The organism is Chitinophaga varians, assembly GCF_014529945.1.
Taxonomy (GTDB): Bacteria; Bacteroidota; Bacteroidia; order Chitinophagales; family Chitinophagaceae; genus Chitinophaga; species Chitinophaga varians.
In genome coordinates this window covers 594,077-606,630 of the sequence record NZ_JACVFB010000002.1, presented here as the reverse complement: position 1 = coordinate 606,630, position 12,554 = coordinate 594,077, and the positions used below count along the sequence as shown (strand labels likewise).

Genomic DNA, 12,554 nt, shown 5'->3' with positions numbered 1-12,554 from the left:
CGGCTTAATAAAGTCTTGCGTCAATAAAAATCCGATCGGTGCCTTTTATTCCAGCCTCTGAGCAGCAGGTACGCAAAAAGTGCGCCGCCCAGGTGGGCAAAGTGTGCCACATTATCGTCCGGTGCGTTTTGTATACCGGCCCATACTTCTGTCAGTATCATAAAAGCCACAAAATATTTGGCTCTTACCGGGAAGAAATACAGGAAGATGGTAGCATTTGGGAACAGGTAACCAAAGGCAAACAGGATACCGTATACCGCGCCGGAAGCGCCAACCACGATGCTGTTGCTATAGGCGAGCATGTATTGTTTCACGTAGATCTTTGCCAAATCGATGGCAAACTGATTGCCCTGTGCAATGGCCTCCTTCATATCCTGCATGCTCACATTGGCATTGTCCAGATGGAATTTGCGGTCCAGCGCCACGAAGTTGTTGAAGGTAGGATTGTCCAGGAAGGCATTGGCATATTTGGCCAGCGTCATGTTTTCATAGGTGAGCACGCCCATGTAACACAACGATGCGCCAATACCGCAGATAATGTAGAAAATGAGGAAACGTTTGGAACCCCACCGGTTTTCCAGCGTGGACCCAAACATCCAGAGGGTAAACATGTTCATCAGCAAATGCCACGGGTCATTGGTAGAGTGCATGAACAGGTGAGTAATGAACTGATGAGGCCGGAATCCCGGTGACCCCCAGTAATGAAGGGCAAAAAGGTCGTTCATGTCATACCCATATCGTTTGAGCAGGGTAACCTGAACCAACCATACCAACCCGTTAATGATCATCAGATTCTTGATCACAAGGGGTAAAAACTGAAATTTTCCGGGCCTGTACTCGTTCATTTATTGCTGATTATTTACTCTTTTCTTCAGTAACACCACATTTTCTATGTGATGTGTATGCGGAAACATATCTACGGGTTGTACCTTTTCCACCGTGTACAGTGCATCCAGCAATGCCAGATCTCTGGCTTGTGTAGCCGGGTTACAGCTTACATATACGATTTTGGGGGCCGCAATTTCCAGCAGTTTGTTGACCAGCTTTTCGTGCATACCTGCCCGTGGTGGATCGGTGATGATCACATCGGGTTGTCCGTGATGCGCGAAAAAGGCGTCATCACAGATATCCACCACGTCGCCGGCAAAAAATTCGGCATTGTTGACCTGGTTCATCGCGGCATTTTCACGGGCATCATCAATCGCCTCTTTGATCAGTTCGATGCCCACCACTTTCCGGGCCTGCCTGGATACAAAAATACCGATACTGCCAGTACCACAATACAGATCGTACACAATTTCCGAACCGGTCAACCCCGCAAAGTCGCGGGTAACTTTATATAACACTTCTCCCTGGTAGGTGTTTGTCTGGAAGAAAGATTTTGGGCCGATTTTGAAAACAAAATCTTCCAGCTTCTCTTCTGCATAACCTTTCCCGAAATACACTTTGGGGTCCAGATCGAAGATAGAATCATTTTTCTTCGGGTTGATGGTATACAACAGGGTGGTAATGGCCGGCACTGTTTTCAGCAGATGGTCCAGCAAGGCAACCCTGTTTTCCTTGTCTTCATGATGAATCACCAGGTTGACCATGATCTCCCCGGTAGTACACAAACGTACGACCAGGTTCCGCAACCAGCCTTCCTGTACGCGGATATCATAGAAAGACAGTTCGTGTTGTATCGCATATTCCCGGACCGTGTTCCGGATAAGATTTACCGGCTCCTGCATCAGGTAGCAGGTGTTGATGTCGAGCACCTTATCAAACAACTTGGGCACATGGAAGCCCAGCGCCGGCCTGACAGGTTTCTCTTCGCCGTTGAGGGCACGTATCTCCTCGTTGGTGAGGTAAGCCTTGTTGCTGAAGGTAAACTCCAGCTTGTTGCGGTAGTGTTCCGTATGGGCTGAACCGAGGATCGGGCTCATGGGCGGCAGTGCCAGTTTACCAATACGCTGCAGGTGGTCTGCCACCTGTTGCTGTTTATACTCCAGCTGCAGGCTGTAAGGCATCATCTGCCATTTGCAGCCGCCGCAGGTGCCAAAATGCTGGCAGAACGGTGTGATACGCTTGTCGGAGTAACTATGTATATGAATGGCTTTGCCTTCCGCCCAGTCTTTTTTATTTTTGGACAGTCGTACGTCCACGATATCGCCGGGCATAACGCCGCCTTCAATAAAGATAACTTTACCGTCTTGCCTTGCCAGGGCCTTACCTTCCGCGGCATAGCCGGATACAGGTACTTTTTCTATTACTACGTTTTTTTTCCTCACGGCTGCAAAGGTAAAAGGAAATCATGAATCGTTGGTCGTAAAAGGATATCGCAGTTACCTTTTTTACTTGTATTTTTACATATTGTTACCAATTCCTATGCGTAAGATATTTTTCCTGCTTCTGACAGCACTCTCTATCCAGCTGCACCTGCACGCGCAGGGCTATCAGCTTTCTATCCGGCTGAAGAATTATACCAGCGGAAAACTGTTTCTGGCCAATTATATGGGGCGAACCACCTACCTGACTGATTCGGCGGAGGTGAACCCGGCGGGGGAAGTGGTCCTGAAAGGGAAAACACCGCTGTATCCCGGCATTTACCTCCTGGTACTGCCCGGTAAACAGCGGTATGTGGAAACGCTGATCGACAAGCAGCAGTTCTTCAGCGTAACGATCGATACGGCTGACCTGATTGGAAAAACAGTCTATAAAGGCTCTCCCGATAATGAACTGTTTCTGGCTTATAACCGGTTTCTGTCCCAGCAGGAATCGCTCACCCACAATATTACGGATCAGCTGAAAGCGGCCCGCACCGCTGCTGACTCCGCTAAGGTGTTGCCACTACAGCAGGAACTGGGGAAAAAATTGCAGGAATACCGGCATGAATTCATCACCCAGCACCCGGATGTAATACTGTCGGCTATTTTTAAAGCCATGAAAGAGCCGGAAATTCCACAGAAGCCGGAAAATGAAGACTCTACCTTTGCCTATCGTTATTTCAAAGGCCATTACTGGGACGAGGTGGAATTGTCGACCGACCGGCTGGTGAGGACGCCAATATTGGAAGCCAAGCTGAAGAAATATTTTTCCCAGCTGGTGATGAATGTGCCGGACTCCATTATCGCAGATTGCGACGCCCTGCTGGCGCGTACACGGAAAAGCAAGGAGGCGTTTAAGTATGCGCTGTGGTGGCTGACCTACAACTATGAAAGTTCCCCTTACATGGGCATGGATGCGGTATTTGTGCACCTGGTAGAGAAATATTATGTGCCGGGAGAAGCTACCTGGCTGAATGACGAGCAGCTCAATAAAATCGTCAACCGCGCTTATACGCTGGCGCCTAATCTTATCGGTCAGCGGGCGGCGCCCCTGGAATTGAAAGATACGGCTTCCAAACCTGTCTCCCTGTATAAAACAAAGGCAAAATATACGGTGCTGGTATTCTGGGACCCTACCTGCGGGCATTGTAAAACAGAGATTCCCCGGCTGGATTCAGCTTTTAATGCCAGCTGGAAAAACAAGGGAGTGGCTATGATCGGTATTAAGACTGAAGGCACCCGTGAGGAATGGTTGTCTTTTATTAAAGATCATCGCCTTTCCGGATGGGTACATGCCCTCGATGCTGATAATTCCACCAACTACCGACGGCTATACGACGTATATAGTACCCCGGTAGTATACCTGTTGGATGAAAACAAAAAAATTGTGGCGAAACGGCTTGCTGTAGAGCAACTGAACGACTTCCTGGAACGTTCGGGGCAAAAAAACACCGCGGCGAAGTTGTAGAAAACAGGGTGTAGAATGTAGAATATGTACCTCGTTTTACATTGATAATCAATATGTTGAAATAGTTTAACATTCTTTTGGCATACCTTTTGAATTTTGCCACCCGGATCAAAATTTTAGGTTATGACCAAGAAGACGATTTTCCTGTCCTTTGCAGCGATGACCTTGTCTTTTGCCGCAATGTCGCAAGCCCGTGTAGGCGTTAAAGGTGGATGGAACCTTTCCAATATTACTACCAGCAATGACGGTAGTACGAAAGATGCAAAGAGTTTGTCCGGCTTCAATGTCGGTGTCATAGCGGATTTGCCGCTGGTGCCCCGTATTTTGTCCTTCCAGCCCGGTGTGTTTTACACCACTAAGGGTACAAAATCCGAAATAGGAGACAAGAACAATGTTACGATTGCCAATCCTTACGCTAAGTACACCCAGAATCCTTCTTACATAGAAGTGCCTTTAAACTTCGTGGCCAAACTGCCGGTGGGTGAGCACGCCAGTCTGTTTGCCGGTGTAGGCCCGTATTTTGCATTCGGGGTAGCAGGTAAGAACAAATATGAGTTAACTACCGTTGCCGGTACTACCAGTGGTTCTTCCAGCATCAAATGGGATGATGATACCCCATTTACGAATGACCCCAACCGTGGTCGTGACAAGTGGAAACGGTTCGACTGGGGCGGTAATATTCAGGTGGGCGCCGAAGTCAGCAATTTCCTGATCAGTGCTCAGTATGGTATAGGTTTCGCCAAAGTATACTCCGGCGAGGATAACAGTACTGATAATAAAGACAAGAACCGCGTATTCAGTGTTTCCGTCGGTTATCTCTTTGGTGGCAGATAACAGCTTTTCCTGAACAATTTCTAACTCGTATTGTAATTACAGCTAGCAAGCAAAAAGTACAGGCTGATTCATAATCAATTAGCAATCAAAAAGACAAAAAGTGATGTTACCAGCCTGTTGGCATCACTTTTTAACCCTCATCCAAATACACATAAAAATGAAAAAGGTACTCTTAGCTGCGATCGCCTTATTAATCGCAGGCGTTACATTTGGTCAGACAAAGTGGGGCATTGTAGCAGGCCCTCAGTTTTCCAGTGTAACTACCAAAGCATCCGCCTTCGGTACTACCTCCAAGGAAACCAGCAAGCTCCTGACAGGATTGAGAGCTGGCGTAACCGTTGATATTCCGTTAGGAGATGACTTCTATGTAGGAACCGGCTTATTGTATTCCGGCAAAGGCGGTAAGTTCAAAAACACGGACATGAAAGTGTCTTTGGGTTACCTGCAACTTCCAATCAACTTCATGTTCAAGCCTGAAGTAGGTAGCGGTAATCTGGTATTGGCCGTAGGTCCATACATTGCGTATGGCGTTGGCGGTAAATACAAGGATATGCCGATAGTAGGAGAAAGAAAAGCTTTCGATGACGAAGCCGGTGATCTTAAACTGAAACGTTTTGATGCGGGCGGTAATATCCAGATTGGTTATGAAATACCAGCCGGACTTTACTTTGGCCTGAATGCAGACCTGGGTATGGTGAATGCATTCGACAACACCAACAATGACCGCAAATTCAAAAACACCTCTTTTGGCGTGTCCATAGGGTATAAATTCAGCGGTCGTTAATCGCTGAACAAATCAGCAAAAACACCACATCACAATTAATTAATAGGCTGCCTGGTAGGTTCCAGGCAGCCTTTTTTATATAAATCAAAACCTTTTGTTTAGCTTCGCCGTTAGTAACCATCGAGTGAGTTTGAAAAACCTAGATCTATTTCATAACGATAATTATTGAGCAAGTATCATTAATCCCGTAGTACAGTTCTACAATGAAGTGTTTAAAATTCCTGTGCGTGTTGGCCTGTATGGCCTGTACCACAATTGTTAACGCCCAGGTAAGCTTAGGCTTGCAGGGTGGTTATGTAAATGCCAGAATGGATGCCTCCTCCGGCGGCTTTGAAGCGATGCAGCCGGATTCAAAGCCACTGCACAGCTGGCAGGCTGGTTTTTATCTCAATATCCCTGTATTTCCGAATGGTGCCCTGCAACCGGGACTGAGTTATATTGTGAAAGGCGCTAACCGGTCATTTAAAGGCCAGGAAGGCGTTAATGTGGCCTTGCCCGGAGCCACCAGGATCCGGCTGCAGTATCTGGAACTTCCGGTGAACCTGGTTTATAAAATACCTATCGGCATCGGAAAACTGGCGCTGGGTGGCGGAGGTTATGCCGCTTACAGTACCAGGGGCGACTATACGCTGAGTATCTACAAAGAAGGAAAACTGCTGCAGTCCAGCAGCCAGCAGGTAGACTTCAGCAAAAACCCGAACGTTCTCACTACCGAATATAACCTTCACCGCTGGGATGCCGGACTAAATGCCGTTGCCACCATCGAGTTTAATTGCTATGTCACGCTGGGCGTTAATTACAGCTATGGACTGGTAGACATCGACCGATCTGGCGGAAGCCTTAAAAACAGATACTTTGGAATCAACCTGGGTATCCTGTTCAACAGAGAAGACTGGTAAGCATCGATATTAAGAATATTTATATATTATTTTGTTTTATATTTGTTGCCTGATGGATATTATTTTCCGGGCCAGGGTGGTATAAAAAGCACTGCTACGGAAAAGAGCGGTCTTGCCTGAATAACGGGTAAATGGCCATGGAGCTGGGTTTCCAGCCAGGATGTGGAGATGTTCGTCCCGCTACTTTCGTACATACTTATCAGTTAATCATTAATAGGACCAGAGAGGCCGCCGTACAGGCGGTCTCTTTTTTTTTGTCAGGGGAGTAGGGGTGAAGTTAATGGCGTGCGTCTTTTTTACAGAAAGTTGCTTCCCTCCGGGGTTGCGATGATCATTGGACAGTTAATTTAAATGTGTGACAGTTATAGGGATATGCCACTACGTCTCTACGTGATGGCATTATAATATGAAAGAAAAGCAAAAAAGGGAAAGACTTTCGTCATTCCCTTTTCTTTTTATATCAAAACGGTTAATCCTATACGATGGCTTCCACGGCTTTGCGCACCACCTGCGGTTTGCCGAGGGTGTAGTAATGGAGGACGGGTACGCCAAAGGCTTTTAACTCTTTGGACTGTTGGATGAGCCATTCAGTGCCTACCTGTTCCACTTCCTTGTCTGTTTTGCAGCGCATGATTTCGCTGGACAGTTCCGTAGGCAGGTCCACATGGAAAATCCGTGGCAGGATATTCATTTGCTTTTTGGAAGTAAGGGGTTTCAATCCCGGGATAATCGGTACCGTAATACCCATCTCACGGCATTTCGCTACAAAATCGAAAAATTTCTGGTTGTCGAAGAACATCTGGGTAACGATATAATCCGCGCCCATTTCCACTTTCCGTTTGAGATAGCCCATGTCGGTCTGCATATTAGGCGCTTCGAAGTGTTTTTCCGGATAGCCGGCCACCCCGATGCAGAAATTGGTTTTTACACCGCCCTGGAGATCGTCTTCCAGATACACGCCATTATTCATATGCACCACCTGGTCCAGCAGTTCGCTGGCATAGCTGTGACCGTGAGGGTCTGGTTCAAAAAACGTTTCGTTTTTTGGAGCATCGCCTCTGAGTACCAATACGTTATCGATGCCCAGAAACGCCAGGTCGATCAATGCGTTTTCCGTTTCTTCCCGGCTAAAACCGCCGCAGATCAGGTGAGGAACGGCGTCCACGTTATAGTGGTTCATAATAGCGGCGCAGATACCTACCGTACCGGGACGTTTACGGATTTCCACCTTTTCGAAAGCACCATCGGCCTTCTTTTTGAACATATGCTCACTGCGGTGGTAGGTTACATTGATATAGGCCGGCTTGAAGTCCATCAACGGGTCCAGGTGGTCGTAGATGGAGTCAATGCTCTTTCCTTTCAGCGGGGGAAGGATTTCGAAAGATATCAGTGTATCCTTCGCCTGGGCAATATGTTCTGTTACTTTCATGTGTTATGGAATTTGTGGAATAATGGCTGTTTGGGTAAACCTTATTCCGACTGAAAATTTACGGGGGCAAAAATAACATATCCCCTCATCAATCTTATATGATTTTTCATCTTGGGCGAACTATGACTAGGCCAAGTGAATGAATTGTTTAATTTTGCTAAGTTTGATCATATGGCATTAAGAATACATACGGACCAGCTGGTAAAGCGCTATGGCGCCCGGACAGTGGTAAACCACGTGTCTGTTGAGGTGTCCCAAGGGGAGATTGTAGGGCTGCTGGGCCCTAACGGAGCGGGTAAAACCACCTCCTTTTACATGGTTGTAGGGCTTATTAAGCCGGATGAAGGGAATGTTTACCTCGATGAGGTGAATATCACCAAATTACCCATGTACAAAAGGGCTAAAATGGGCATTGGTTATCTGCCACAGGAAGCGTCTGTGTTCCGCAAACTCAGTGTGGAAGACAATATCGCTGCTGTGTTGGAGATGACCAACCTGAAAAAGGCCGAGCAGAAAGAAAAACTGGAAGCGCTCCTGAGCGAATTCCGCCTGACGCACGTCCGCAAAAGCCCGGGAGATGTACTGAGCGGGGGAGAACGCCGCCGTACTGAAATTGCCCGTGCACTGGCCGTAGACCCCAAATTCATCCTGCTGGATGAACCTTTTGCCGGTATCGACCCTATAGCCGTGGAAGATATCCAGTCTATCGTAGCGAAGCTGAAATACAAGAATATCGGTATCCTGATTACGGACCACAACGTACAGGAAACATTATCCATTACTGACAGGGCTTATTTATTGTTTGAAGGAAAAATCCTGAAATCTGGGTCGGCAGAAGAACTGGCTGAAGATGAACAGGTGAGAAAAGTGTATCTTGGCCAGAATTTCGTTCTTCGGAGGAAGAATTACCTGGACGAAGCAGCTAAACAATAAAACACGCTACAGCATCCTATATATGAAGATTTTAAGTCCTGCCATATCACAACTCGCACGTTTGCGCATGGGGCGCATCGCCTATTTTATGCAATATCCCGTGCAAGTACAACAGCAGGTATTCCAAAACCTTATTAGTGCCGCTCAATACACGGAGTTCGGCAAACAACACGGCTTTTCGAAGATTTACAAGATAGAGGAATATAAAGAAAGGGTACCGGTACACACGTACGATACCATCAAACCCTATATCCAGCGCACCATGGAAGGCCAGCAGAACGTACTGTGGAATACGCCTATCAAATGGTTCGCTAAATCCAGCGGCACCACCGCCGATAAAAGCAAGTTTATCCCCGTAACAGTGGAAAGCCTGGACGAGTGTCACTACCGCTCCGGCCGCGACGTTATCTCCCTTTATTACAATAACTTCCCCGACTCAGACGTATTTACCGGAAAATCGCTGATCATCGGTGGTAGCCATCAGGTCAACAAACTGTCGGAAGACAGTGACTCCTACTGCGGAGACCTCAGCGCGGTAATGTTGCAGAACATGCCTTTTTATGGTAACATGATCCGCACGCCCGATCTGGAAATCGCCCTGATGGACGAGTGGGAAGAAAAGATAGAACGCATGGCCAATGCTGTGATTCACGAAAATGTGACCTCCATTGCCGGCGTACCTACCTGGACCATCGTACTCATCAAAAGAATATTTGAGCTCACCGGTAAAGATAATCTGGCAGACGTATGGCCTAACCTTGAACTGTATATGCATGGCGGCGTAAGCTTTACACCTTACCGCGATCAGTTTGCGAAGCTGATCCGCAATCCGCTGATGCACTATCAGGAAACCTATAACGCTTCGGAAGGCTTTTTTGCCGCCCAGGACGTGATCGGTGAGGAAGGACTGCTGCTGTTCCTGAACCATGGCATCTTCTACGAGTTTATGCCGATGGAGGAACTGGGCAAAGAAAATCCACGTACCCTGCAACTGCAGGAAGTGGAAACCGGAAAAAATTACGCCCTTGTTATTAGTACCAATGGCGGATTATGGCGTTACCTGGTAGGTGACACCATACAGTTCACTTCTCTGCTGCCTTATCGCATCAAAGTGAGCGGACGTACCAAATCTTTCATCAATGCTTTCGGTGAAGAAGTGATCGTGGAAAACGCCGATATGGCTATCGCTAAAGCCAGCGAAGCTACCGGCGCCGTTGTGAATGATTATACCGCAGCACCTGTATATTTCAGTGACCAGGGCAATGGCGGACACGAATGGCTCATCGAGTTTGAAGTGTCACCTTCAGATGTCAACACCTTTGTATCTGTACTGGACAATACACTGAAATCCATTAACTCGGATTACGAAGCCAAAAGACATAAGGATATCGCCCTGCGCCCGCCGGTAGTACACGTACTGCCCAGAGGCACTTTCTGCGAGTTCCTGAAAAGCAAAGGCAAACTGGGAGGCCAGCACAAAGTGCCCCGCCTGAACAACGACCGTAACTATCTCGAAGAAATCCTGAAGTTTGCGGCAACCATGAACACTTAAAACCTATCAACTATAACATGAAATTACTGGAGAACAAAGTAGCGATTGTAACTGGCGCCAGCCGTGGTATTGGAGAAGCGATAGCTTTGAAATTTGCAGAACAGGGAGCCAACGTGGCTTTTACTTATGTAAGTTCTGACGAGAAAGCGAAAATCCTGGAAGAAAAACTCCGCGCGCTGGGAGTACAGGCGAAAGCGTATAAATCAAACGCCGGTATTTACGAAGAGACAGAAGTGTTGGTAACAGAAGTGCTGAAAGAATTCGGAAAAATTGATATCTGCGTGAACAACGCCGGTATCTCCAAAGATAACCTCCTGTTGCGTATGAGCCCGGACCAATGGGATGATGTGATGAACATCAACCTGAAAAGCGTGTACAACATGACCAAACAGGTGATTCGTCCGATGATGAAAGCCAAATCCGGCAGCATCATCAACATGAGCTCTGTGATTGGTATTATGGGTAACGCCGGCCAAAGCAGCTATGCTGCTTCCAAAGCCGGTATCATCGGGTTCTCCAAATCCATCGCACAGGAACTGGGCAGCCGTAATATCCGCTGCAACGCGGTAGCTCCGGGCTTTATCGAAACAGATATGACCAGCTACCTGAAAGATGGTGAACAGGCTACCAGCTATATTCAACAAATTCCGCTGGCCCGTTTCGGTACACCAGAAGATATTGCCAATGTATGCCTCTTCCTGGCTTCTGATATGAGCAGCTACGTTACTGGTCAGACGATCAGCGCCTGCGGCGGCTTATGCATGTAATCCAATTAGGAATTAGGAATTAGGAATTACGAATGGAGGGCTCCTTTATGGAAAGGTTATTAAGTAACCTCTCTACAAGGGAGCCCTCCATTCGTAATTCGTAATTCCTAATTCGTAATTTCTATTTTTCCCACCATACTTTGGTGTTGATCTTATCACCCCCCATCTGCTCTACTACTTTCAGATAGTTGTCGGTGTTGTTCACCTTCACAGAGATCGGATAATATAGCCTGTTAGGCATCTTCTGATCATTATACATGAAAGTAGTGGTGGGCAATACAGGCAGGCCGGTACGGCGATGTTCAAACCATTGCTGGTAGTCTGTGAAGAAAAGCGCATAATACTTCTGCAGCATAATACGGTCCAGTGTACCATCATACCTGGTGGTCTCCAGCGTGAAATAGTTGTCTGGCATCACCCCGCCCCACATTTCAATAGCCGCTTTTACACCTTTTTTATAGTGATCTTCCGCAGTGGCTGCGGAGATAATGTTCCGCTGCGCCAGCTCCGCCTGGATCAATTCCACCTCTGCGTAACTGAGTATCGGTGCAATCATGGGCGCAATCACCAGTCGCTGCAATAACCCGGAAGGGCTGTAGTTAACGCTGGCAGGCGATTCCATATAATTCACCGGAAGACCTTTAAACCCTATGTTTTTGTTGTTCTTGTCTTTTGCCTGACCAGCAAACAACGCTAAGCGCGGATCTTTAAAGTTGTTCAGATTGTTAATAAAGAAGTCGAAATATACACGGCCCGTGCTGAAGTCCTGCGGTCTGCTCCAGGGAGAGATATTGGGCGTGGTGCCGGTGATGCTGAGCACAGCAGCTTCGGCGTTGCTCTGGAATATCGGGTACTTCGTTGCGTCCTGTAACATGGCGGCCATGATGTCTGCATTGCCGGGCAGTTTTTTCATGGTGCGCAGCAACAGGCGGAGACGAAGAGAGTTGGTGAACTTTCTCCATTTAGTCAGGTCGTTGTTGAAAAGGATATCAGCAGCGTACAGGGTGGTAGCGCCGGTATTGTACAGCGTGTTGGCCCTTTCCAGATCTGCCAGAATGGTTTTGTAAACGTCTTCCTGCTTGTCGAAAGTGGGAAAGAATGTTCCCTGTTCGCCGCTCAGGGCGGTGCTCATCGGGACATCGCCGAAACAATCTGTCAGCATGGAATAAAACCAGGCTTTCAGGGTAAGGGATATCGCGAGGTAGTTGTTGTTATTCAGCCTGATGGCTGACAATTCCATTTCGCGTGTATTGGCGAGGCACTGGTAATAAGTGGCCCAGATACCGTTGCCGACATCTTCACGGAAATCGTACAGATAGGTTTGATCTTCTACAGATTCATTGGGATATCCGCCGGCGATCTGCATCAGTTCAAAAGTAAATGAACGGCTGCGGCTCATACCGTAGGAGGCGCCATTGTAAATGGTGGGATTCAGCAAAGTGCCTGGTGTGATGCTTTCCAGGCGGTTCGGATCTTTATTGGTCTCCACAAAGTCCTTGGTACAACTGCCCAGTAACGCAGTGGCCAGTACAGCGGCATATATGGTTTTAAAGCGGTTGCTTAAGTTCAGAGATATCATGGT

The 12,554-nt window shown here is 47.5% G+C and carries 11 protein-coding genes; 7 read left to right on the top strand and 4 right to left on the bottom strand.

Annotated elements, in window-relative coordinates; genetic code table 11:
* Positions 1-20: 20 nt before the first annotated feature.
* The gene (locus ICL55_RS10280) at positions 21-725 is read right to left on the bottom strand and encodes a rhomboid family intramembrane serine protease (protein WP_188096698.1); all 705 of its coding nucleotides are present in this window, start codon (positions 723-725) and stop codon (positions 21-23) included.
* A 120-nt stretch (positions 726-845) separates the two neighbouring features.
* Positions 846-2,270, bottom strand: a complete 1,425-nt coding sequence (gene rlmD / locus ICL55_RS10275; RefSeq protein WP_188096696.1) for a 23S rRNA (uracil(1939)-C(5))-methyltransferase RlmD — start codon at positions 2,268-2,270, stop codon at positions 846-848.
* 97 nt (positions 2,271-2,367) lie between these two features.
* Between rlmD and ICL55_RS10270 the strand changes: the two genes are divergently transcribed.
* From ICL55_RS10270 to ICL55_RS10255, 4 genes are all read left to right on the top strand, one after another.
* The gene (locus ICL55_RS10270; protein ID WP_188096694.1) at positions 2,368-3,774 is read left to right on the top strand and encodes a TlpA family protein disulfide reductase; all 1,407 of its coding nucleotides are present in this window, start codon (positions 2,368-2,370) and stop codon (positions 3,772-3,774) included.
* A 123-nt stretch (positions 3,775-3,897) separates the two neighbouring features.
* Entirely contained in the window at positions 3,898-4,608 is a 711-nt protein-coding gene (locus ICL55_RS10265) for a porin family protein (protein WP_188096692.1), read from the top strand.
* A 157-nt stretch (positions 4,609-4,765) separates the two neighbouring features.
* The gene (locus tag ICL55_RS10260; RefSeq protein ID WP_188096691.1) at positions 4,766-5,392 is read left to right on the top strand and encodes a porin family protein; all 627 of its coding nucleotides are present in this window, start codon (positions 4,766-4,768) and stop codon (positions 5,390-5,392) included.
* Between the two features lie 203 nt (positions 5,393-5,595).
* Positions 5,596-6,291: an outer membrane beta-barrel protein gene (locus ICL55_RS10255; RefSeq protein WP_188096689.1), complete on the top strand. Its 696-nt coding sequence runs from the start codon at positions 5,596-5,598 to the stop codon at positions 6,289-6,291.
* 475 nt (positions 6,292-6,766) lie between these two features.
* Here ICL55_RS10255 and ICL55_RS10250 read toward each other — a convergent pair whose 3' ends face one another.
* On the bottom strand, positions 6,767-7,720 hold the full coding sequence (locus tag ICL55_RS10250; RefSeq protein WP_188096687.1) for a methylenetetrahydrofolate reductase: 954 nt from the start codon (positions 7,718-7,720) through the stop codon (positions 6,767-6,769).
* A 171-nt stretch (positions 7,721-7,891) separates the two neighbouring features.
* On the opposite strand from ICL55_RS10250, the gene lptB reads away from it, so the two are divergent.
* From lptB to fabG, 3 genes are read left to right on the top strand one after another with little or no spacing between them, the layout of a single operon-like run.
* Complete coding sequence (gene lptB, locus ICL55_RS10245) at positions 7,892-8,653, top strand: LPS export ABC transporter ATP-binding protein (protein ID WP_188096685.1); 762 nt, start codon at positions 7,892-7,894, stop codon at positions 8,651-8,653.
* A 22-nt stretch (positions 8,654-8,675) separates the two neighbouring features.
* On the top strand, positions 8,676-10,205 hold the full coding sequence (locus tag ICL55_RS10240; protein WP_188096683.1) for a GH3 auxin-responsive promoter family protein: 1,530 nt from the start codon (positions 8,676-8,678) through the stop codon (positions 10,203-10,205).
* Between the two features lie 17 nt (positions 10,206-10,222).
* The gene (gene fabG / locus ICL55_RS10235) at positions 10,223-10,972 is read left to right on the top strand and encodes a 3-oxoacyl-[acyl-carrier-protein] reductase (protein ID WP_188096681.1); all 750 of its coding nucleotides are present in this window, start codon (positions 10,223-10,225) and stop codon (positions 10,970-10,972) included.
* Between the two features lie 121 nt (positions 10,973-11,093).
* Here fabG and ICL55_RS10230 read toward each other — a convergent pair whose 3' ends face one another.
* Complete coding sequence (locus ICL55_RS10230; protein WP_188096679.1) at positions 11,094-12,551, bottom strand: SusD/RagB family nutrient-binding outer membrane lipoprotein; 1,458 nt, start codon at positions 12,549-12,551, stop codon at positions 11,094-11,096.
* Positions 12,552-12,554: the final 3 nt, after the last annotated feature.

Excerpts from the sequence above, each read along its gene's own strand:
- ICL55_RS10230 (WP_188096679.1), bottom strand. The coding sequence starts at position 12,551 with ATGATATCTCTGAACTTAAGCAACCGCTTTAAAACCATATATGCCGCT.
- ICL55_RS10255 (WP_188096689.1), top strand. The coding sequence starts at position 5,596 with ATGAAGTGTTTAAAATTCCTGTGCGTGTTGGCCTGTATGGCCTGTACC.
- ICL55_RS10260 (WP_188096691.1), top strand. The coding sequence starts at position 4,766 with ATGAAAAAGGTACTCTTAGCTGCGATCGCCTTATTAATCGCAGGCGTT.
- lptB (WP_188096685.1), top strand. The coding sequence starts at position 7,892 with ATGGCATTAAGAATACATACGGACCAGCTGGTAAAGCGCTATGGCGCC.
- ICL55_RS10250 (WP_188096687.1), bottom strand. The coding sequence starts at position 7,720 with ATGAAAGTAACAGAACATATTGCCCAGGCGAAGGATACACTGATATCT.
- ICL55_RS10270 (WP_188096694.1), top strand. The coding sequence starts at position 2,368 with ATGCGTAAGATATTTTTCCTGCTTCTGACAGCACTCTCTATCCAGCTG.
- ICL55_RS10240 (WP_188096683.1), top strand. The coding sequence starts at position 8,676 with ATGAAGATTTTAAGTCCTGCCATATCACAACTCGCACGTTTGCGCATG.
- ICL55_RS10265 (WP_188096692.1), top strand. The coding sequence starts at position 3,898 with ATGACCAAGAAGACGATTTTCCTGTCCTTTGCAGCGATGACCTTGTCT.
- ICL55_RS10280 (WP_188096698.1), bottom strand. The coding sequence starts at position 725 with ATGAACGACCTTTTTGCCCTTCATTACTGGGGGTCACCGGGATTCCGG.
- fabG (WP_188096681.1), top strand. The coding sequence starts at position 10,223 with ATGAAATTACTGGAGAACAAAGTAGCGATTGTAACTGGCGCCAGCCGT.